This is a genomic window from Mucilaginibacter rivuli (assembly GCF_019391655.1).
GTDB lineage: Bacteria > Bacteroidota > Bacteroidia > Sphingobacteriales > Sphingobacteriaceae > Mucilaginibacter > Mucilaginibacter rivuli.
The window spans coordinates 66,432-88,494 of sequence record NZ_JAHXPQ010000001.1; the positions used below are offsets into that span (position 1 = coordinate 66,432).

At 42.5% G+C, this 22,063-nt stretch carries 24 protein-coding genes; 10 read left to right on the forward strand and 14 right to left on the reverse strand.

What is annotated here, in order from left to right; translation table 11 throughout:
• The first annotated feature begins 219 nt into the window (after window positions 1–219).
• The 4 genes from KXQ82_RS00320 to KXQ82_RS00335 all read left to right on the forward strand — a co-directional run bounded on the left by KXQ82_RS00320 (window position 220) and on the right by KXQ82_RS00335 (window position 3,429).
• Window positions 220–1,638, forward strand: a complete 1,419-nt coding sequence (locus KXQ82_RS00320) for a glycogen synthase (protein ID WP_219485724.1) — start codon at window positions 220–222, stop codon at window positions 1,636–1,638.
• Between the two features lie 4 nt (window positions 1,639–1,642).
• A complete protein-coding gene (locus KXQ82_RS00325) occupies window positions 1,643–2,908 on the forward strand; it encodes a glucose-1-phosphate adenylyltransferase (protein WP_219485727.1) in 1,266 nt (421 codons plus the stop codon).
• A gap of 50 nt (window positions 2,909–2,958) precedes the next feature.
• Entirely contained in the window at window positions 2,959–3,138 is a 180-nt protein-coding gene (locus KXQ82_RS00330) for a hypothetical protein (RefSeq protein ID WP_219485730.1), read from the forward strand.
• A 105-nt stretch (window positions 3,139–3,243) separates the two neighbouring features.
• Window positions 3,244–3,429, forward strand: coding sequence for a hypothetical protein (locus KXQ82_RS00335; protein ID WP_219485733.1), 186 nt, complete (start codon window positions 3,244–3,246; stop codon window positions 3,427–3,429).
• Between the two features lie 37 nt (window positions 3,430–3,466).
• On the opposite strand, the gene KXQ82_RS00340 is transcribed toward KXQ82_RS00335, so the two are convergent.
• From KXQ82_RS00340 to KXQ82_RS00350, 3 genes are all read right to left on the reverse strand, one after another.
• Complete coding sequence (locus KXQ82_RS00340; protein WP_219485736.1) at window positions 3,467–4,144, reverse strand: metal-dependent hydrolase; 678 nt, start codon at window positions 4,142–4,144, stop codon at window positions 3,467–3,469.
• Window positions 4,145–4,353: 209 nt separating this feature from the next.
• Window positions 4,354–4,557 (reverse strand): DUF2283 domain-containing protein, encoded by a 204-nt coding sequence (locus KXQ82_RS00345; protein WP_219485739.1) that lies wholly within the window; start codon window positions 4,555–4,557, stop codon window positions 4,354–4,356.
• Window positions 4,558–4,580: 23 nt separating this feature from the next.
• A complete protein-coding gene (locus KXQ82_RS00350; protein ID WP_219485741.1) occupies window positions 4,581–5,297 on the reverse strand; it encodes a hypothetical protein in 717 nt (238 codons plus the stop codon).
• Between the two features lie 54 nt (window positions 5,298–5,351).
• On the opposite strand from KXQ82_RS00350, the gene KXQ82_RS00355 reads away from it, so the two are divergent.
• Both KXQ82_RS00355 and KXQ82_RS00360 read left to right on the forward strand, forming a co-directional pair.
• A complete protein-coding gene (locus KXQ82_RS00355; protein ID WP_219485745.1) occupies window positions 5,352–6,062 on the forward strand; it encodes an SAM-dependent methyltransferase in 711 nt (236 codons plus the stop codon).
• Between the two features lie 6 nt (window positions 6,063–6,068).
• Window positions 6,069–7,673: an FAD-dependent monooxygenase gene (locus KXQ82_RS00360; RefSeq protein ID WP_219485747.1), complete on the forward strand. Its 1,605-nt coding sequence runs from the start codon at window positions 6,069–6,071 to the stop codon at window positions 7,671–7,673.
• 110 nt (window positions 7,674–7,783) lie between these two features.
• On the opposite strand, the gene KXQ82_RS00365 is transcribed toward KXQ82_RS00360, so the two are convergent.
• The 8 genes from KXQ82_RS00365 to KXQ82_RS00400 form a co-directional block, all read right to left on the reverse strand.
• Window positions 7,784–8,467, reverse strand: a complete 684-nt coding sequence (locus tag KXQ82_RS00365) for a hypothetical protein (RefSeq protein ID WP_219485749.1) — start codon at window positions 8,465–8,467, stop codon at window positions 7,784–7,786.
• The gene (locus KXQ82_RS00370; protein WP_369412406.1) at window positions 8,439–9,038 is read right to left on the reverse strand and encodes a MiaE family protein; all 600 of its coding nucleotides are present in this window, start codon (window positions 9,036–9,038) and stop codon (window positions 8,439–8,441) included. Before KXQ82_RS00370 ends, KXQ82_RS00365 begins: the two co-directional genes overlap by 29 nt.
• 16 nt (window positions 9,039–9,054) lie before the next feature.
• Window positions 9,055–9,363, reverse strand: a complete 309-nt coding sequence (locus KXQ82_RS00375; protein WP_219485751.1) for a type II toxin-antitoxin system RelE/ParE family toxin — start codon at window positions 9,361–9,363, stop codon at window positions 9,055–9,057.
• Window positions 9,354–9,587, reverse strand: a complete 234-nt coding sequence (locus KXQ82_RS00380; RefSeq protein ID WP_219485753.1) for a hypothetical protein — start codon at window positions 9,585–9,587, stop codon at window positions 9,354–9,356. The genes KXQ82_RS00375 and KXQ82_RS00380 overlap by 10 nt, the downstream gene beginning before the upstream one ends.
• Before the next feature lie 99 nt (window positions 9,588–9,686).
• The gene (locus KXQ82_RS00385) at window positions 9,687–10,364 is read right to left on the reverse strand and encodes a hypothetical protein (RefSeq protein ID WP_219485755.1); all 678 of its coding nucleotides are present in this window, start codon (window positions 10,362–10,364) and stop codon (window positions 9,687–9,689) included.
• A 143-nt stretch (window positions 10,365–10,507) separates the two neighbouring features.
• Complete coding sequence (gene nadD / locus KXQ82_RS00390) at window positions 10,508–11,083, reverse strand: nicotinate (nicotinamide) nucleotide adenylyltransferase (RefSeq protein ID WP_219485757.1); 576 nt, start codon at window positions 11,081–11,083, stop codon at window positions 10,508–10,510.
• Between the two features lie 14 nt (window positions 11,084–11,097).
• Window positions 11,098–11,676, reverse strand: coding sequence for a guanylate kinase (gmk, locus tag KXQ82_RS00395; protein ID WP_219485758.1), 579 nt, complete (start codon window positions 11,674–11,676; stop codon window positions 11,098–11,100).
• Window positions 11,677–11,774: 98 nt separating this feature from the next.
• The gene (locus KXQ82_RS00400) at window positions 11,775–12,650 is read right to left on the reverse strand and encodes a YicC/YloC family endoribonuclease (RefSeq protein WP_255563330.1); all 876 of its coding nucleotides are present in this window, start codon (window positions 12,648–12,650) and stop codon (window positions 11,775–11,777) included.
• 77 nt (window positions 12,651–12,727) lie between these two features.
• On the opposite strand from KXQ82_RS00400, the gene KXQ82_RS00405 reads away from it, so the two are divergent.
• Window positions 12,728–13,495: a hypothetical protein gene (locus KXQ82_RS00405; protein ID WP_219485762.1), complete on the forward strand. Its 768-nt coding sequence runs from the start codon at window positions 12,728–12,730 to the stop codon at window positions 13,493–13,495.
• 195 nt (window positions 13,496–13,690) lie between these two features.
• Here the strand turns inward: KXQ82_RS00405 and rnc are convergent, their stop codons facing one another.
• From rnc to KXQ82_RS00420, 3 genes are read right to left on the reverse strand one after another with little or no spacing between them, the layout of a single operon-like run.
• Window positions 13,691–14,416: a ribonuclease III gene (rnc, locus tag KXQ82_RS00410; protein ID WP_219485764.1), complete on the reverse strand. Its 726-nt coding sequence runs from the start codon at window positions 14,414–14,416 to the stop codon at window positions 13,691–13,693.
• Between the two features lie 10 nt (window positions 14,417–14,426).
• Window positions 14,427–15,680 (reverse strand): beta-ketoacyl-ACP synthase II, encoded by a 1,254-nt coding sequence (fabF, locus tag KXQ82_RS00415; RefSeq protein WP_219485780.1) that lies wholly within the window; start codon window positions 15,678–15,680, stop codon window positions 14,427–14,429.
• A gap of 20 nt (window positions 15,681–15,700) precedes the next feature.
• The gene (locus KXQ82_RS00420; protein ID WP_008508386.1) at window positions 15,701–15,937 is read right to left on the reverse strand and encodes an acyl carrier protein; all 237 of its coding nucleotides are present in this window, start codon (window positions 15,935–15,937) and stop codon (window positions 15,701–15,703) included.
• 248 nt (window positions 15,938–16,185) lie between these two features.
• Between KXQ82_RS00420 and KXQ82_RS00425 the strand changes: the two genes are divergently transcribed.
• From KXQ82_RS00425 to KXQ82_RS00435, 3 genes are all read left to right on the forward strand, one after another.
• Window positions 16,186–16,602 carry an IPExxxVDY family protein gene (locus tag KXQ82_RS00425; protein WP_219485783.1) on the forward strand — a complete coding sequence of 139 codons (417 nt, stop codon included), beginning with the start codon at window positions 16,186–16,188 and terminating at the stop codon, window positions 16,600–16,602.
• A 67-nt stretch (window positions 16,603–16,669) separates the two neighbouring features.
• On the forward strand, window positions 16,670–18,100 hold the full coding sequence (pyk, locus tag KXQ82_RS00430; RefSeq protein WP_219485798.1) for a pyruvate kinase: 1,431 nt from the start codon (window positions 16,670–16,672) through the stop codon (window positions 18,098–18,100).
• Between the two features lie 572 nt (window positions 18,101–18,672).
• Window positions 18,673–22,005 (forward strand): vitamin B12-dependent ribonucleotide reductase, encoded by a 3,333-nt coding sequence (locus KXQ82_RS00435; protein WP_219485801.1) that lies wholly within the window; start codon window positions 18,673–18,675, stop codon window positions 22,003–22,005.
• Window positions 22,006–22,063: the final 58 nt, after the last annotated feature.

Genomic DNA, 22,063 nt, shown 5'->3' on the forward strand with positions numbered 1-22,063 from the left:
CTTATTTGGGGCTTTTTTTATTGATTTGGTATTTTGTAAGTGCTTGATGCGTGATAAAATGCTATCAATAATTGAAAAAAACAGGTTTATAGCTTTAATGCTTGTATTGTTGAATGTAATTTATTGTATTACATATAAAAATTCATAAAAAACACATTTCCTTGTTGCAGGTTATTAACTTAGCCTATATTTCATAAATACGATTGTACTAACACCCTGATGAAGATATTCCACCTGAGTGCCGAATGTTATCCCGTTGCAAAAGTTGGCGGTTTGGGCGATGTTGTTGGCGCGTTGCCAAAATATCTGAACCAAATGGGCCATGAGGCATCGGTAGTGATGCCTTTTTACGACCGTAAGTTTACCCGGGAAAATGAGTTTGATAGCGTGTTCCGGGGATCAACGCTTTTAGGCAAAAAGCGATACGAGTTTGAAGTATTGAAAGAAAAAACAGATATACTGGGTTTTGAGTTGTTTATGATAAAGGCCCCCGGGCTGCTCGATCGTGAGAACGTGTACAGCTATCCGGATGAAACGGAGCAATTTGTTTTCTTTCAACTGGCTTTTTTAGATTGGATCTACTGGTCGCAACAAAAGCCCGATGTTATTCACTGCCACGATCATCATTCAGGTTTAATACCGTTTTTGATTTATCATTCTGATCTGTATAAACGCCTTGCAAATACGCCTACCGTTTTAACCATACACAATGGCCAATACCATGGTGCGTTCAGTTGGGATAAATCATATTACCTGCCCGAGATAGATCAATGGCAAACCGGTTTGCTGGATTGGCGCGGAGGCATTAATCCTTTAGCATCAGCAGTAAAATGTGCCTGGAGATTCAGTACCGTATCGCCAAGCTACCTGCACGAGTTAACCATTCAATCAAACGGGCTTGAATACCTGTTTTATACCGAGTACAAAAAGGGTGTAGGCATCATCAACGGAATAGATACTCAAGTTTGGGACCCGGCTACCGACCCTATGCTGACCAAGGGATATACTGTTAAAACCGTTGATGCCGGTAAAAAGAAAAATAAAGAAGCACTGTGTGAGCGCTTTGGTATATCATCCGATAAGCCATTGTTCAGCTTTATTGGCCGTTTGGTTGATGAGAAAGGCGCCGACCTGCTCCCGGCTATCATCCGCGCCAGCTTAGACGAGCATAACCAGGAGTTGAACTTTTTGATATTAGGATCAGGCGATACTGAAGTTCAACATGCCTTGCTCGAACTAAAAGAACAATACCCGCAATGCTGCGCAGTATATATTGGCTACAATGAAGAACTGGCGCACCAGGTATATGCCGGAGCCGATTTTCTGCTCATGCCATCGCGGGTGGAGCCTTGCGGCTTAAACCAACTGTACTCGTTACGCTATGGCACCGTACCTATTGTGCGCAATACAGGTGGCTTAAAAGACTCGATAATTGATTTTGGCGAAGAAGGGGGCTATGGTATTAAGTTTAATAACATACGAGCCGAGGAGGCTGTATATGCCGTTAGCCGGGCCTATGAGTTATACAAAAATACACCGCATTTAAAAAAGATCAGACAGATAATGATGGCGCTCGATTTTTCGTGGGATAAATCGGCAAAAGAATACGTTAATTTATATGAAAGCCTTAAACTCTAATAATATGACATCGAATGTAATTTGCATTGTACTTGGAGGCGGCCAGGGTAGCCGCTTATCACCACTTACTGCATCGCGCTCAAAACCCGCAGTGCCTATTGCCGGTAAATACCGGTTGGTAGATATTCCCATCTCAAACTGCCTGCACTCTGGTATCGATCGTATATTTGTGCTCACGCAGTTTAACTCGGCTTCGTTAAATAAACACATAAAAAACACCTACCATTTTAGCAACTTTAGCGATGCTTTTGTTGATATTTTAGCAGCAGAGCAAACACCTACCAGCGGTGGCTGGTTCCAGGGTACTGCCGATGCGGTTAGGCAGAGCCTGCACCACCTTTCGGTACACGAGTTTGATTATGTTTTGATCCTTTCGGGAGATCAGCTTTACCAGATGGATTTTGAAGACATGCTGGATAAACACCAAAAAGCAAATGCCGATATCTCTATCGCTACCATCCCTGTTGACGTTGCGGATGTGCCTGGTTTTGGTATCCTGAAAACAGATAAGGAAAACTGGATAAACGCCTTTGTTGAGAAACCTAAAAAAGATTTCGAAACGTTGGTATCCGAGGTTAGCCCCGAAATGAAAGCCGCGGGGCGTATTTACCTGGCATCAATGGGTATCTATATTTTTAACCGCAAAGTATTATATAGCCTTTTACAAGGTAACGACCGTACCGACTTTGGTAAAGAGATACTGCCGCAATCCATCAACAGCCACAAAGTGTTGAGCTACCAATACGAGGGTTACTGGACCGATATCGGTACCATAGCGTCATTCTTCGAGGCTAACCTTGAGTTAACTGATGATATCCCTAAGTTTAACCTTTTCGGCAAGTACCATATCTATACCCGCTCACGCATGTTGCCGCCCTCTAAAATATCAGGGCCAACCCTAAATAATACCATCATATCTGATGGGTGCATTATTAATGCAAGCCATATTACCCGGTCGGTAATTGGTATACGTACCCGCGTTGGTTTTGATACCGTTATTGATAACTGCTACATTATGGGTAGCGATGAGTACCAAACCATTGAGCAACTACAACAAGCCCGCGAAAGTGGTATCCCTATAATGGGTATAGGAGATAGGTGCCACATTAAAAACGCCATTGTAGATAAGAACTGCCACATCGGTAACGATGTTAAAATTAATGTTAGCGGTACTCCGTTAGAAAATGGTGATTACGGTAAATACACCGTTATGGATGGCATTGTTGTGCTTAAAAAGCGCGCCGTTATACCTGACGGAACAGTGATATAAAAACAATTTGATACTGTAGTAGTTAATTAATAAATCAACAAAAATTAACTATGAAAAAGGTATTAAGTTTAATAGCATTGGCCGCTATAAGTTTTGGCAGTGTATATGCCGCAACACCGGTTAAAAATTTGGCTGTTGCCGATACAACAGTTAAAGTGAAGAAAACCCATAAAGGGGTTATAAAAAAGAAAACAAAAATGAAAAAAGATACCGCAGCTACAAAAATGTAGCCTGCGTTAAATTATCAAAGCTCCGGATGCAAATTCGGGGCTTTTTTGTTTCAGAAACAATTTGGCACAGTAATAGTTGTACATGCATACACTAAAAACTGAGCCATGAAAAAGATAAGTTTATTAATAGCATTAGCTGCATTTTGCTTTGCCGGTGCTTATGCAGTTACTCCGGGTAAAACCGCACCTGCTGATTCTGTAGTTAAAATCAAACGCACCCATAAAGGCGCCATTAAAAAGAAGGTGGTAAAAATCGATACCAGCAAAAAGGCTAAAATGTATCATTACTAAAAAAAATGCCCCCGAAAAACCCAGGGGCATTTTTTATTTACAGTTCCATCGATTCGCCAATGGCAGGCAGGTGGAGGTCAATGCCCGCTTTCCCGAATTTAGAACGGGCCTCGGCCTGGTCTATCTTTATTACCGGGAATGTATCATAATGTACCCCGATAACCTTTTTACAGGCTATAAAATCAGTTGTTTTAATGGCATCATCAATCCCCATGGTATAGTTATCGCCAATAGGTAAAATGGCCCAATCCAGTTTTTCATCGGCAAGCAACTTCATATCATAAGTTAGTGCGGTATCACCGGCAAAGTATATCTTTTTGCCTTGTGCGTATATTACAAAGCCTGCAGGGTTACCACCGTAACTGCCATCGGGCATGGAGCTGGAGTGCAGGGCATATACCATTTTTACCCGGCCAAAGTCAAAATCATATCCACCGCCAATGTTCATTGGGTGTGTATTGCTTATGCCTTGTTTACCCAGCCAATGCGAGATATCGGCAATGCAGATAACCTTGGCGCCGCTGTTTTTTTGGATCGCAAACAAATCCGCAACGTGGTCGCCGTGGCCGTGCGATAATAAGATGTAATCGGGCTTCAGGCTGTTCACATCAATATGCTTAGCCAGTTCGTTTGGTGTGATGAATGGATCAAACAATAGCTTGGTACCATCAATTTCGAGTTCAAATGTTGAATGTCCGTAAAAGGTGAATTTCATGGGGTCTTTATTTTACACTAATTAACCATTACTATTTTAATTTGTTGACCTGCCTGTTTAAATTTATATTTTTTTAAAAAGTACTACGACCTTTCGAGGTATGAAGCAACCTCTGCGCAACGGGTCTTCGACAGGTATCATCGAGGAGCACCTATAGAAATTGTTTCGCTGCCACTCGCAGGGAACTGTTCATATTTTAAATCTGTATTTTAATCTCCCAAGATCTCTATACCCATTAATTCTCCATCTTTAAAATCTAAATATATTGAGGGCCCTGTATATTTCCCTATCAGATCAGATAACCATACTGTTTTGTCAACCTTTTTAGGTTTTTCGGGATCGTTACCTAAATATAAATAACCAACAGCCGGGTCATTCTCACTAACTTTTAAAATCATTTTTTTCTTTTTCATATCAAGAAACTGGTATCCTAAATCTATGCCACCTGCGATATAAACTTCACCAAACACTTCTTTGCCACAGGTAACAACGTTTGCTCCAGCGGGAAACAAATATCGCTTTCCACATGGTATACCGCCGGGTTGGGCAGGTGTTTGTAACGATAAATGAGGTCGCTTTTTATGGCTTCGGGTGTATTGATTATCCCACGTTCGTACAAATCAACAAAGCGGGTATTGATACCGCGGTATTTATCATCCTTCCCCTCAAAAATGGTAATGTTGTATTCGTACACGTAATTGCTTTTTTCGGTACCATTACGCAGTGTAAAATAGCCGTGGTAAGGTAATAGCGGTATTACGCCAACGGTTTCAATGTTGAGGTGGCGCTCCACAAAATCGTAAATTTCTTTGCCTGTTTTTATGGCCGGGTCCATCTGCTTAAGGGCATAAGCTATTATCTGCTCTATCTCCTTTAACAAGTTATCATCTTCCACTATTTTTTGGTAAGTGAGTTTTACGGCCATTATCTCTACCTGTGTTAACCTTTGCGGGAAAGCCTGCTGCAGCGTGTTTTTATTATCCCTAAAGCTAACCAGGTTATTGTAATGGTAGATCAGGTCGGTAAGGTTGGGGTACAGTTTGCTACGGTCAAAGTGGCGGTTTATCTCCTGCAGGTAATCCAGCAGGACGTATTTTTTGAGCTCAAAATCAATACGGCCCTCAATAAACCAGTTAATCCCTAACGATCTCATAATTTACCCTCCTTTCAAAAACCTTAAATTACAAAAAAAAGCCCATTTTTGTATATGCCTAAAGGAACACTTTATTTGGTCCCGGTTCCGCTTGCCGATAACGCGGCGCAAAAATCGTATACCCCTTATCTTACCGAAACAATAAACAGTATTGGCGAGTATATTGTAGAGAACGAAAAAACCGCGCGAAAATTTTTGAAGGAGGCGGGTATCAGCATCCCGCAAAATCAATTGGTTATTCACGACTATGGCAAACACCAGCGCGGCGGCAGCCTGGGCGAGTTTTTTGTCGGGCTCGAATCCGGTCGTTCTGTTGGCCTGATGAGTGAAGCCGGTTGCCCCGGCATTGCCGACCCCGGCGCCGATATTGTTGCCGAGGCACACAAACGCGGTATTAAAGTGGTGCCCTTGGTTGGCCCAAGCTCCATTTTACTGGCACTGATGGCATCCGGATTTAACGGGCAGAGTTTTACTTTCCACGGCTATTTGCCGATAGATAAAGCCGAGCGCGGCAGAAAGATTAAAGACCTGGAAAATAATTCCATCCGCTTTAAGCAAACACAATTGTTTATAGAAACGCCGTTCCGTAATACGCCCATGTTGGAGGAGATATTGCGCAGTTGTAATCCGCGTACACACTTATGCATAGCCTGTAACTTAACTGCCGAAGATGAGTTTGTTAAAACCCAAACCATTGCCGACTGGAAAAAACAAATACCCGACCTGCATAAAAAACCAACCATTTTTCTGTTATCGGGTTTGTAGTTAGGGATGAAAATAACGCAGCAGCATACATCGGTTTTAATTGTAGGCGCAGGCCCATCGGGACTAATGATGGCTGCCCAATTGCTGCGTAACGGTATACAACCTGTTATTATTGATAGTAAGCAAGGGCCAACGCCGTATTCAAAAGCATTAGCTGTTCAGGCAAGGTCGCTGGAGATATACCGGCAATTAGGTATTTTGAATGGCATCCTACCCAATGGTAAAAAGGCGCAAGGCGTATCGCTAAATCAGGATGGCAAAAGAGTAGCCGAGCTTTCCTTGCGGGATATGGGCGGGCAATTAACCCCGTTCCCGTTTTTACTGATGTACCAGCAAAGTAAAAACGAGCGCCTTTTATTGGATTACCTGACCCAAAATTGCTTGCCGGTTTATTGGAATACCACACTTACATCGCTCAGCCAGAAAGGAGACATCACCGAGGTATTGCTTAGCAGCGATGGCGAAGAAATAAAACTGACCTGTGATTGGCTTATCGGCGCGGATGGCGCCCGCAGCCCGGTGCGGAAGGAATTGGATATCCCGTTTAACGGCGATACCTACCAGCACCAGTTTTACCTGGCCGATGTTACACTTGAGAAAGCGGATGATGGCAATGTGCATTTGTACCTTGCTGCACACGGTTTTGCTGCATTTTTTTTGATGCCCGAAGAGAACAGGTACCGCGTGGTAGGTATTTTGCCTGCCGAACTGAACGGGCGCGAAGACCTTACGATAGACGATATTAAACCATACCTTACCGAAGTTGTAAAAGTTGACCTGCCTGTTGTAGCATGCCATTGGTTTACCACATACCGCCTGCATCACCGCATGGCGGATCGTTTTAAAAACGGGAACTGTTTTTTAATTGGCGATGCCGCGCACATCCACTCGCCGGTTGGCGGGCAGGGTATGAATACCGGTTTGCAGGATGCTTATAATTTGGCCTGGAAACTGGCAGGCGTAGTAAACGGGCAATTCAAGCTATCCATATTGGATAGTTATGCCGAAGAACGTATGCCGGTAGCTAAAGACCTGCTAAAAACGACCGATAAGGCATTTACTTTTATCCTTTCGGAAAGGTTTTGGGTGAGAAAGCTAAAGACCTGGTTTTTACCGATGATATTAAAGTGGGCTTGGGGCAGCGTTAAACTGCGACAAAAGTTCTTCATCAAAATATCGCAAACGGGTATCAGCTATCGCGAAAGCAAGCTTAACCTGCACCTGAGCCGATCTGCAAAAATAAAAGCCGGCGACAGGCTGCCCTACCTTAAACTATACGACGAAAAGAAACAAACCGAAACCGACCTGCACGAATGGTGCGCCCAGCCGGGTTTCACTTTCATAGCCATGGGTAAAATTACCGAGATGGACCTTTTCAGCCTGGCCAAATGGATCAGCCAGACCTACCCCAACCTGCTCAACTTTTTCTACCTGCCGCCATCAGCACGTAATCAGCATGTTTTTGATGCTTTTGAAGTAATGGCCCCCTACCAAAAAACACTCATCATCCGCCCCGATATGCATATTGGGCTCATTAATGATGGCATCGACATGGAGATCATCAGGAAGTATATGGAGGATGTGGTGGGTGTTTTGAAGGGGAAGGGTTAAAAACCGCGTCATTGCGAGGCACGAAGCAATCCTAACTTATACATTCGCAGCATTGGATACTGTTTACCAACCTATCGAAAATTGCTTTGTACCTTATAATGACGGTTATACTATTTAATTCTCGTTACACCGTATTCAATACCGGTAGACTTGAAGAAGCCTTTTATAATATCGAACTTCTGCTCGCAAAACTCGCCCATTTTAATTTTTTCGGAACTTACACGGTATTGGTGGCATTCAAAACAAATATCTATATGCGCAAAGGTATTCCCCTTGTCGTCAATAAACAAAATAGCATTTCGGGGAGAGTAACAACTATATCCGGAATCGCCGATCCAGTTAGGTGCCTTATCACCAATATTGTATAGGATATCCGTTAGTTTATTAAGACTGAACTTATCAATCACCTTAATTTCTTTGAAGACGGAATAATTAATGTATTTATTTCTAAACGGAATTTTAGATTCATAAATAGAATCGGTGTTAACCCGTTTTGAAGTATTACCGTCTATATGGATTTTGCTGGGTGGTCCTGCAGAATAATCTTCAAAAGAGACTAATTTAACATACACGGCTTTATTAAACGGATAAAATCGCAGGCGTTGGGATGCCGTATATTTATTCCGGTGTAAGCAATTATTGTTCTGTTCGGCCAGTTTATCTTCAGCATTTGTTGGCCGACGATTTAATGGGTAATGACTTTGCCCAAACACCAAACAAAACTCAAAGCAAAGTAATAATATCAGCGCAGCCTTTCTCATAAGGCTACCCATGTATTGTTTCCTTCTTCCCATAATTCTTAACCACCTCCGCTTCGTAAGCTAAAAACTCCTTCCAGCGGGCATCCACATCAATGGTGCCGGCGTGTTTTTTAGCGAGGCCCAAAAACATGGTGTAGTGGGTGGCTTCGCTTATCATCAGCTCGTGGTAAAATTTGGATAGTTCCTCGTCGTTAATATTTTCGGAGAGTACCTTGAAGCGTTCGCAGCTACGGGCTTCAATCATGGCCGATAGCAGCAGGCGGTCTATCATCTGGTTAAGGCGGCTGCCGCCGGGCTTGTTAAACTTAGCCAACTGGCCCACGTAGTCATCTTTACGCTCCTTGCCTAATACATATCCGCGTGCGATGATAATGTCGTGTACGCGCTTAAAATGGTCCATTTCTTCCTGCACCAAAAGTGCCATTTCGGTTACCAGGTCGGGGAAGTTGGGGTTTTGGGTAATAAGGGTAATGGCATTAGTAGCCGCCTTTTGCTCGCAATAGGCATGGTCGGTCAGCAGTTCTTCAATATTGCTTTCTACCACGTTCTTCACCCAAAGCGGGTCGGTAGGTAATTGTAGTTTAAGGATGGTTTTTTCGCTCACAGGGCAAAGTTAGGGATTATAACTTCTTGGTGAAAGCCGGATTATTGGAGATAGAACGGGAATGATGATGAATGGTTATAATGTGAACTTCTTCGTCCGGTATCACGTCATAAATTATTCGGTAATGTTTAAATAAAAGTTCTCGTGCACCTTCAAAATCTACTGATACCTTTCCACGAGAAGTATTCGCTTTAAGTATTTTGATAACCGTTCTTATATCGTTTACTTCTTTCTTTGCGTAGAACAGCGAATCGCGGCGAATAAAATTATAGATACCTAACAGGTCATTTTTGGCAATATCCGAATAAACTATTTTTACTGCCATGAATCTATTAGCTTATCCATTTCTTCTTCGGTTAAGCTTTCTCCATCTTTAATCTGTTGACGGCCAATTTCAACTTTTTGTAGCAAAATAATTTTTTCTATCAATTCATCTGCCGAAAAATCTTCGGGCATATGATCTATAAGTTCATGTATCTTGTTTTTAGAAAGCATAGCATTTCCTTTTTTTATAAAGATAAGCAATAAGTTTTCAAATTTACATGCCACCAAATATTATTGATACCTAAAAGTGGTAGGAGTTGTAGTTTAGGATGGTTTTTTGCTCACGGGGCAAAGTTAGGGAATTTTTAAATTCGGAATCGGCTTTTAATAAGCGACGCGTGTTTCTCTAACCAAATCCCAATTCCCATTAGTATTTTTAAAAATACAGCGACTTCCACCGTCCGCTCGCGACACCTCAATATAGGCATAACGCCGGTCATTCGAAAAAAATGGTTTCGAAAATCGGAAATAGTTTCGCTCCTCCAAAGGCAAAGCTGAATTTGCTTTTTCGCAATATGCATTATGTGTTGCCGTAGCTTTCTTTAGTGCTTTATCTACCTGTTTTTGGCTTGCGTTTGGGCGACTAAAAACAGCGATGGTATCGTTGTTTTTAAGATTAAGTCTTTTAGCAGCCGCTCGGCTCGTACAGGCTATTATTCGTACAACTTTAACCATCGAATATACGTGCTTGGGCAAATGTTCATTATCCACGCATTTAGCCCGTGGCAACAGAAGTTCGCACCATTTAAATGATGTAGTGTCTGTTTTGACATTTATTTTAAACTCATTGAACGGGATGTTTAAAACAGACTTTGAATCTGATTCTAAATCAAAGTGATCAGTTTCACCTTTTGCCGGTTCATCAAGTAAATAAAAATATTGGTAGTATTTCGGAACCTCCAACTCTATAACTTTCTGCATTAGCTTCAGCATTGTGGTGTCGGCAGCAGAAGCGGTAATGCCGCTTAAAACAAGGAGAACTGTTATTGCGAAGACCTTCATTACTCAAATTTAACTAATTTGAATATCATTCCTGTTGTGCAATTAATGTCGCTGTTTTTACTTGTAAGATGGGTTGCTGAAACAAGTTCAGCATGACCGGTGATAATAAATCCGAAATCGAAAATCCGACTTCCGAAATCAAATTAGTGCCTGTACAATCCCTTGCTCTCAATAAACTTCAGCACAGGCTCGGGTACAAAAAACTGTACGTTCTTTTTCTCGGCGATGGATTTACGGATAAAGGTTGCCGATAGTTCCATCAGCGGTGTCATGGTGATGTGTACGGATGGATGGGTGGCCAGGTCGGTATTTTCATAACCGGGGCGTGGGTACACGTATATCTGGTAATCGCGCAGTATGAGTTTGTAGTTTTTCCATTTGTGCAGGGTAACCAGGTTATCCGATCCCATAATAATGGCAAACTCGTGCTGCGGGTACTTTTCTTTAAGGTGGGTTAGCGTATCGATAGTGTATGATGGCTGGGGCAATTGCAGTTCAACATCGCTAACTTGAATGTTGGTTGCATTATCGGTAGCCAGGCGGGCCATTTCAATCCTGTCGTAGGTGTTGATCAGGTCGCCGTACTTTTTTAACGGATTTTGGGGCGATACCACCAGCCATACCTTATCCAGATCGGTGTGATTTGCCATGTAATTAGCAATGATCATGTGGCCGATGTGTACAGGGTTGAACGAGCCGAATAGTAAGCCTATCTTCATTTGCAATGGGTCAGTTAAATATCCTTCTTTAAAAAATCAGTCACCAAAACCTTAGCTTCGGCGCATGCCGTTTCAAGTTCGTGATTTTTTAGGATGATATCAAATTGTGGAGCATAATTGAGCTCTTTTTCTGCTTTTACAAAACGTTCGGCTAATTTTTCGGCACTATCCGTGCCGCGGCCGGTTAAACGCTTCTTTAAAACCTCTAACGATGGCGGCTGAACGAATATGGCTAAAGCATGCTCTTCATATTTACGTTTTAAGTGCAGGCCACCTTCAACATCAATATCAAAAATAACGTGTTTGCCTTTATCCCAAATGCGCTGTATCTCAGAACGCAGCGTACCGTAAAAAGTACCTGAGTACACCTCTTCAAACTCAACGAACTGTTTTTTTGCTATGCGGTGCAAAAAATCCTCTTTGCTGATGAAATAATAATCTTTTTCATCGCGTTCATCGCCGCGTGGCTGGCGGGTAGTTGCCGAAATGGAAAATTCCAGATCGGGAATTTCCTTTAGTAAGTGCCTTACTATGGTAGTTTTACCCGCGCCCGATGGTGCCGAAAATATGATGAGTTTGCCTTGTGTGCTCATTAGTTAATAGTTGTTGAGTTATAGGTTGTTGAGTTATTAGTTAAAGGTGTTAACAAACAACCTAATAACTCAACAACAAGTAACCTGATAACCCTCGCCTACAATACATTCAGTAGTTGTTCTTTTATTTTTTCCAGTTCTTCTTTCATGCCTACTACCAGCTTTTGCATGTTGGCATCGTTGGCTTTGGAGCCGATGGTATTTATTTCGCGGCCGATCTCCTGCGAGATGAAGCCTAACTTTTTGCCATTGGCGTCAGCACTTTTCAGGGTTTCTAAAAAATAATCACAATGGGCTTTCAGGCGTGTTTTTTCTTCGGTTATGTCCAGCTTATCTATGTAATAGATCAACTCCTGCTCAAAGCGGTTCTGATCTATGTTTTCGCGGCCAACGCTTTCGGATAAAAAGTTATCCAGGCGTTCGCGGATAACGGGTATGCGCTTAGGCTCTTCAATTTCAACTTTTTTAAGGTTATCCATAATGATGAGTATGCGCGATTTGATATCCTGCTCCAGTACACTACCTTCATCCAACCTAAATTGCTGAAATGCCTTGATGGCTTTTTGAAAGGTTTGTTCAACCACTTTCCACTCTTCTTCCGATACTGACTCATCATCGTATTTTACTACTTCGGGTAAACCCAGGGCCAGCTGAAAAAGGTTTGAAGCAGGTTCGTTAAGTTCTTCGCTTACCGATTTTAACTGCTCAAAATAATGTTTCAGTAAAACTTTATCGATGCCTGCCGCTTTAACTGTTTGTGCAGCCTGTTCAACGTTGATGGATAAGTTAACCTTGCCGCGTTCTATTTGCTTGTTGCATTCGGTACGCAGTTGGAACTCCTTATCGGAGAATGAGCGCGGTATGCGCAGGGATAGTTCCAGGAATTTACTGTTCAGGGATTTAATTTCAACGGTGTACTTTGTGCTGCCCGAATCATGGACGGCGAGTCCATACCCTGTCATGGATTTTATCATGCGCAAAGATAGAAATTTATTCGTAAACAGGTGTTTAAATGATATTTAACAAGCTTTTAACAATTTACCGCAGCTAAATGGCTATTTTTATAAAATTGAAAACGATAAGTTATATACCCGCTAAATTTTTGAAGTCAATATTGGTTATGGTGTTGATGGCTTGCTATAGCCTCAGCTTTGCGCAAAGCGCGGCTTTTACTTTAACAGGTGTAGTTTACAACAAAAATGGTTCGGAGCGTGTAGGGCAAGTTATTGTTGCCAATTTAAAAACAGGTTTGATAGCGGGCGGTGATGACATTGGCACCTTTAAAATTAACTGCGCCATTGGCGATACCCTGTTGTTTAAAAAGAAAGGTTATACCGACCAGAAGATACAGGTATTAAGCACTTTTGTACTGGTGGTTTATATGCATACCAACGTTACCCTGAACGAAGTTGAGATACGGGATATTACCAAAAAACAAGAATTGCAGGAGGTAATGAAAGACTATAATAAAAAGGGAGTTTACAATGGCGGTAAGGCAAGTGTATTATCCAACATTTTTCATCCATTAAATGCTTTGTTTAATATTTTTGGTTCGGACTCCAAGAACGCCCGGCGCTTTCAGCGTGATGCCGATAACGAATTACAACAACAGGCCATAAGCCGTAAGTTTACCGTGGCACAGGTGCAATTGGCTACCGGCCTGAAAGACGTAAAGCTGAAAAATTTTATGGACAGCTATCGCCCAACTTATGATGAATGCAAAAACTGGAATGATTATGATGCGATAAGCTATATCAAAAAAGCATACGATAAGTTTGAGAAGGAAGGCGAACCCGCTTTGCCTAAGTTGGTGCCGTAGTTCTCCTCTTTATCATCTATACCAGCGGGAGAGACCTTTGCGAATTATACATTCGGAAGCGATATATCTCGACATGCCTATTTTGTCATCTAGACCAACGGGAGAGAACTTTGCGAATTTTGTATTCGGAACGACAGAGAATCAGGCGATGTATATCTAACGCTTCCGAACATCGCTTGTAGAAATGCCAGATTTTTAAATCCCTAACGCCTCGCAAGCCTTCTCAGCGGCCAGTTTTTCGGCGTTCTTTTTATTAAACTCTTTGCCTATGCCTAATATTTCGCCATCAACGCTGGCCTGCATGGTAAACAGTTTATTATTCTCACCTTCAAGGTTGGCAGCCAACTCAAATGAAACATCTTTGCTGTGGCGCTGGCACCATTCAATAAGTTTACTTTTAAAGTTGGTTTCGGTTTGTTCCAGTTTTTGGATATCAATATGCGATTTGATGATGTGGTTCACCAAAAACTCTTTGGTAAAATCGTAACCTTTATCTAAATACACGGCACCTACCAATGCCTCAAAGGCATCGCCTAATAACGAACCCTGGCGTGTTGAGCTTACCATGCGGTTGTCATACTCTATCAGCTGCTCAAAACCCAGTTTACGGGCCAGTTGATTGAGATTTACACGGCTTACAATTTTTGAGCGCAGTTCGGTTAAAAATCCTTCGTCTTCGTAAGGGTAAAGTTTGAACAGGGTTTCGGCAACTACACTGCCTAACACGGCATCGCCTAAAAACTCAAGGCGTTCGTTACTGTTTTTTACACCTTTTTTAACGTTTTGCGCTGCCGATTTATGGCGGAAAGCCAACCGGTATAACGACAAATTGCCCGGTACAAAGCCGAGCAAATTTTTTAATGATTTTACGTATTTACGGTTAGGCGAAAAATGAAGCTTATATAACCTGATGATAGGCATTCAAAACCAATTAAGCCTGGTATTTTTTGAAAATAACAGAAGCATTATGCCCGCCAAAACCAAAGCTGTTGCTCTGAACGATGTTTACCTCACGCTCCTGTGCCTTGTTAAAGGTAAGGTTGATACGCGGATCGAACGCCGGATCATCATTAAAATGATTGATGGTTGGTGGAATAATGTTGTGTTGCAAAGCCAATATAGCAGCAATTGCTTCAACAGCACCGGCGGCGCCCAATAAGTGGCCCGTCATTGATTTTGTTGAGCTGATGTTGATGCGGTAAGCATCTTCACCAAAAACTTCCTGTATCGCTTTTATTTCCTGCGGATCGCCAATTGGGGTTGATGTTCCGTGAACGTTTACATAGTCAATATCGCCAGGGTTTAAACCGGCATCTTCTAAAGCGGCCTTCATTACCAGGGCGGCACCAAGGCCTTCAGGGTGTGGGGCCGTCATGTGGTAAGCATCGGCACTCATGCCGCCGCCAATCATTTCGGCATAAATTTTAGCGCCGCGTTTCAGGGCATGCTCTAATTCTTCCAAAATAATAGTACCGGCACCTTCGCCTGCCACAAAACCGTCGCGGTCCAGGTCAAACGGGCGTGAAGCCGTTGCAGGGTCGTCATTCCGGGTGGATAAGGCATGCATGGCATTAAACCCGCCAATACCGGCTTCGTTAATAATAGCTTCAGAACCACCACTGATAAACATATTAGCTTTACCCATACGGATATAGTTAAAAGCATCTATCAACGAATTGTTGGATGAAGCACATGCAGATACCGTGGTGAAGTTTGGTCCGCGTAACCCGTATTTGATGGAGATATGGCCAGGGGCAATATCAGCTATCATTTTAGGGATAAAGAAAGGGTTGAATTTGGGCGTACCATCACCTTTTGCAAAGTTAACCACCTCATCCAAAAAGGTTTTTAAACCGCCTATGCCCGAACCCCAGATAACACCAATACGGCTGGTATCCAGTTTATCAAAATCAAGCCCGGCATCTTTAACAGCCTCCTCGGTTGAGAATAGCGCGTATTGAACAAAGGGGTCAAGTTTCCTGGCGTCTTTACGGCCCAAAAAACCATCAGCGTCAAAGTTCTTTACTTCGCATGCAAATTTGGTTTTGAAATAGGTGGTATCAAAACTTTTAATCATGGCAGCGCCACTTACTCCATTCACCAACGCGTTCCAATATTCCGGAACGGTGTTGCCAATTGGAGTAAGTGCTCCAAGCCCTGTAACTACAACTCTTTTAAACTCCATTTAATAGTCTTAGGGAGTTCTTATTTAACGTTTTTTTCAAGGTAAGCAATTGCTTGACCTACAGTACCGATAGTTTCAGCCTGATCGTCAGGTATAGCCACGTTAAATTCTTTCTCAAACTCCATGATCAATTCCACGGTGTCTAATGAGTCAGCACCAAGGTCGTTGGTGAAACTTGCTTCAGGTGTTACTTCACTTTCGTCAACACCTAATTTTTCTACGATAATAGCTTTTACTCTTGAAGCGATATCAGACATACTCTTAATAGTTTAATGATTAAATAAATTCTGTGCAAAGAAAAATAAATTATATCAAATATCAAATCTAAAATCGATTAGGCAAATAATAACATTTTTTGTGCCCTTGCATTTTCCGGATATGATGGATTGGTTTATAAAAATATAGAAGGCTTAATGTGCTTTTTTGTTTGTTTTTATGTAATAATAATCATTGTACATGGTGTTTTCGTTCGTACTTTTACACCAGATTAAAGTTAATATTAATTTTGAATAAGAAAGTACTAAAGTTTGAGATAGACCTGGATTTTGTGCTGATAGCCATCACATCATCATTAAAAGACTATCGCTTGTGCTTTTTAATAAACCGTGCGCTTAATTTTAACTTTGCCAAAATTGATGACCTGGAGATTGACCTGAACATTGGCGGGCAATCGTACTTTTCTTTTTATAACTTTAACAGGGACGATAGCGAAACCGATTACTTTTTTATATCAAATAAAGGTACCGATGGATACCTGATACCCGAAATGAACAAAACCGATTACCTGTTGATGATAAAAAATTATATTGACGAAAATGACCTTGAAACCATCATAACGGGCCTAAACCGCATACCCGAAATAGTGGCCGCAGTAAAGGTTGATCCAAAAAAGATAAAATCACGAGAAAATCTATTATTTTAGCGGCTTAATTACTTGGTGTAATAAGTACACTATATAGCTTGATTAGCCATAAACCAAAAATATTAAAATGAAAGTTTCAAATAACCGGACTAAAATTGTTGCTACACTGGGGCCGGCATCAGTAAAAAAAGATGTTTTATTATCCTTAATTAAGGCCGGCGTTAACGTTTGCCGTCTTAATTTTTCGCATGGCAGGCCCGAAGATCACCAGGTGGCTATTGATACCATCCGCGAGATAAACGAAAAATATAAAATAAACGTAGGTATCCTTGCCGATTTACAGGGCCCTAAAATACGTATAGGTTTAGTTAAAGATGGCGGTATCCATTTAGTGAACGGTACCCGTATCAACATTACCACCAATGAGTGTATTGGTGATGACACCCAGATATACATTACTTACGATACCTTCCCGCAGGATGTACATGCAGGCGAGATCATTTTATTGGATGATGGTAAACTGCAAATGAAAGTAGTTACTACAAACCGTAAAGACACTGTTGTTTGCGAAGTAATGCACGGCGGTATTTTAACATCGCGTAAAGGTGTTAACCTGCCTAATACCAAAGTTTCTATCCCAAGCTTAACCGAAGAAGACCTGGTTAACCTTGACTTTGCGCTGAAGAACGATGTAGAGTGGATAGGTTTATCATTTGTGCGTACTGCCGAAGATATTGTTGAACTGAAACGTATCATCAGCCGCAGTGGTAAATCAAGCCGTGTTATCGCTAAAATTGAAAAACCGGAGGCTATTGCCAATATTGATGCCATTATTGAAGTTACCGATGGTGTAATGGTTGCCCGTGGCGATCTTGGTGTTGAAATGCCTTTGGAAGAAGTACCCTTACTGCAAAAAATGATTGCCCGTAAATGCCGCGCGGCATCAAAACCGGTAATTATTGCTACGCAGATGCTTGAATCGATGATCACTACCCCGCGCCCTACACGTGCCGAGGTGAATGATGTAGCCAACTCTGTATTAGATGGCGCCGATGCGGTGATGCTGAGCGGCGAAACATCGGTAGGTGAGTTCCCGCTGATCGTTATCGAAACAATGGCAAAGATTGTACATAATGTAGAAGAGTTAGGCTATCCATATAACGCGCCAAAAGGTGAGGGTGTTTCATCTTCAAGTTTAATTGGCGACGCGATATGTAACTCGGCGGTATATTTGTCGGAGCAAACAAACGCGGTGGGCATCGTATCAATGACGGTATCGGGTTATACCGCTTTCGAAATTTCGAGCCACAGGCCTAAAGCATCCACTTATATTTTTACATCAAACCGTAACCTGCTTAATGCTTTAAGTTTGGTTTGGGGGGTAAAAGCTTTTTATTACGATAAATTAGAAAGTACTGATAAAACCATTAGCGATGTGAACGGTATCCTGAAAAGCGAAAACCTGATAGAGAATGGTGATATTGTAATTAACACAGCCGCTATACCTATTGCTAAACAAGGTAAAACCAATATGCTGAAAGTAACTGTGGTTGAATAATTTATTTACGTCATTGCGGGGAACTAAGCAATCTTCGATAGGCATGTAACCGCCATGCATTGGCGTGAATGAATAGTTTAGGATTGCTTCGTGCCTCGCAATGACGCAATTTAATAAAAAAAGGCCTTTCATCGTAACGATGAAAGGCCTTTTCATTTAAGGTAGCAGAGTTTTAATATACCCCCGCCACGCAAACTTGCATGAACAACCTGTCGAGGTTGCCGAAGTAATAATTCCAGAATATTACAAGGAAGCTCATCTTTTTCATTTTTAATGTATTGGTTCGACTATAGCTTCAGACAAAAGTTTAAGCCGATTTGTTACGTATACACACCCTGTTGTCATTATTCTTTGACATTCAAATGATGAGGATCATTTCGCTTGTTTTATAGTTTTCAACAGCTCCAAAGCTCTGTATGCTAATAAATTAAGTACTGTTTAGGCTTAAGTATATTGGTACCTAACACGATGTGGAAAACTCTGAATAGTATCGGGTAGCTCAGAAAGATAAATTTGGATTAAAACCCTTTTTAATTTTTCGAGCAGTTACATCTATTTTAAAACATACAGATATGAGCAAAGGCAATACTAAAAAAATGGCAGGGCAAACCGGAAAAGGTTTAAAACTCGACAGGTACTTCAGTAAAGAGGGTGTTAATGTATATGATCTGTTTAAATACGATAAGCGCTCATCGGTAATACGCAATCCTTCCGGCGACGCGGTTTTTGAGATGAATGATGTTGAGGTGCCCTCGTCATGGTCGCAGGTGGCTACTGATATTTTGGCGCAAAAATATTTCCGTAAAGCCGGTGTGCCTTTGGCCGGTGATACTACAGGCTCAGAAAAAAGCATTAAACAGGTTGCCCACCGTATGGCCAATTGCTGGAAAGACTGGGGGCAGCGTTATGGCTATTTCGCGACAAGTAAAGATGCCGATATATTTTATGATGAGATCGTTTACACCATTGTTGGTCAGCTGGCCGCGCCAAACTCGCCACAATGGTTCAATACAGGTTTGCATACTTCGTACGGCATCACAGGCAAGCCGCAGGGGCACTATTTTGTGAACCCGGTTACCGAGGTACTCGAAAAATCAACATCCGCCTACGAGCGCCCGCAGCCACATGCCTGCTTTATCCTTTCGGTTGATGACGACCTGGTGAACGAAGGTGGCATAATGGACCTTTGGGTGCGTGAGGCACGGATCTTCAAATACGGATCTGGTGTAGGTACTAATTTTAGTAAGATACGCGGCGATAATGAAAAACTGGCAGGTGGCGGTTATTCATCAGGATTAATGTCATTCCTTAAAATAGGCGACAGGGCAGCCGGTGCCATTAAATCTGGCGGAACAACACGCCGCGCAGCCAAAATGGTTTGCCTTGACCTGGACCACCCCGAAATAGAAAGCTTTGTAAACTGGAAAGTTGAAGAAGAAAAAAAAGTAGCCGCGCTGATAGCTGCGGGTTATTCATCCGATTACGAGGGCGAGGCCTACAAAACCGTATCGGGCCAAAACTCGAATAACTCGGTACGCATACCCAATACATTCTTTAACGCCTTAGAAGGTGGTAACGACTGGAACCTCACCAGCCGCATGAGCGGCAAAACCATTAAATCTATTCCCGCCCAAAAACTATGGGACGATATCGCATTCGCGGCATGGGCCTGCGCTGATCCGGGTGTACAGTTTGATACGACGATAAACGAGTGGCATACCTGCCCTGCGGGTGGCCGTATTAATGCCTCGAACCCTTGTTCGGAGTATATGTTTTTGGATAATACAGCCTGTAACCTGGCATCCATTAACCTGGCGCATTATTTTGATGCCGATACCCGCGTATTTGATGTAAAAGGCTTTGAGCACAGTTGCCGTATCTGGACCATTGTATTGGAAATATCAGTGCTGATGGCGCAGTTCCCATCAAAGGAAGTTGCACAATTATCATACGATTACCGTACCCTTGGTTTAGGCTACGCTAATTTAGGTTCGGCTTTAATGGTGAACGGCATCCCTTACGATAGTGATAAGGCACGCGCCATTGGCGGTGCTATTACAGCGATAATGACGGGTACAGCTTACGCTACTTCGGCCGAAATGGCACGGGAGTTAGGCACTTTTAGCCGTTATACTGATAATAAAGACAACATGCTGCGTGTAATGCGTAACCACCGCTACGCGGCTTATAACTCAACAGATAATTACGAAGGTTTAGAGATCGCCCCTCCTGGAATTGACCAGAAATATTGTCCGGATTATTTATTATCTGCCGCTTGCAATGCCTGGGACAAAGCTGTTGAAATGGGCGAAAAGTATGGTTTCCGTAACGCGCAAACCACGGTTATTGCACCAACCGGTACTATAGGCCTGGTAATGGATTGCGATACCACCGGTATTGAGCCTGACTTTGCACTGGTTAAATTTAAGAAACTATCTGGCGGCGGCTATTTTAAGATCATTAACCAGGCAGTACCCGAAGCGTTGAGCAACCTGGGTTATAAAGACCACGAGGTTTTAGCGATAGTTAATTACGCCAAAGGCGCGGCTACTTTACATGATGCACCACATATCAATTTACAATCGTTAAAAGCAAAAGGCTTTAGCGATGATGAATTAGAAAAATTAGACAAGGCTGTTGTTTCTGCTTTCGAGATAGGCTTTGCCTTCAACATCTGGACAGTAGGCGAGGATTGCCTGAAACGTCTTGGCTTTACCACCGAGCAATACAATGCAGGCGATTTTAACCTGTTAAAAGCTCTGGGCTTTACCCGTCAGCAGATAGCTGAGGCAAACGAGTACATCTGTGGCAGCATGACCATTGAAGGTGCCCCTTACCTGAAAGAAGAACATTACCCGATATTTGATTGCGCCAATAAATGCGGAGCCAAAGGCGAGCGTTATATACATGCGCACGGGCATATTAAAATGATGGCTGCGGCACAACCTTTCCTTTCGGGAGCTATATCAAAAACTATAAACCTGCCTAACGAGGCTGTGGTTGAAGAGATAAAAGATTGTTACGAGCTATCATGGAAACTGGGCCTTAAAGCCAATGCCCTTTACAGGGATGGCTGTAAATTATCGCAACCGCTATCCACAAAATCAGATACGAAAGAAGATGTATCTGACGAAAAATTGGAAACCGTAGAAGAAGTATTGGGCCAGGCTGCCAATGTAAAGCTAAGCGACCTTACGCCCGAGCAGGTTTTAGAAGCCGCTATAGCGATAATGGAACAAAGTAAAGATACCCGCTTTATGCGTGAGCTAAGCCGCGTGGTGCAAAAGAAAAGCCTGCCGGGCAAACGCCGTGGCTTTACACAAAAAGCAAGTATAGACGGGCAAACAGTGTTCGTACGCACTGGTGAGTATGAGGATGGCACTTTAGGTGAGATCTTCGTGGATATGCACAAAGAGGGCGCTACCTTCCGCTCATTAATGAACTGCTTTGCCATTGCCGTTTCGGTAGGTTTACAGTACGGCGTTCCATTGGAAGAGTATGTGGAGAAATTTACCTTTACCCGCTTTGAACCTGCAGGCATGGTGGCGGGGCACCCGAACATTAAAAGCTCAACTTCTATAATCGATTATATCTTTAGGATGCTGGGCTATGAGTACCAAAACCGTACCGACCTGGTGCATGTGATTACCGAACAAAACGGCATCACCGGCAACCCGATGATGGAGGATGAGGATATGAACCCGGATATGAGCAATGTGTATGAACCGGTTGCTTCGCCAGTAGCAGGAGTAAGTGGCAATAGCAGTCAGAAACAATATACTGTTGACTTGAGCATGGGTGTACAAAGCGATGCGCCAAGCTGTAATGTTTGCGGGCATACTACGTTGCGCTCGGGCACTTGTTACAAATGCTTAAACTGTGGTAACAGTATGGGATGTTCATAATGGCATAATCTACAGAAGTGGAAAGGGTAAAGCTTTTACCTTTTCCGGTTTTAGTACC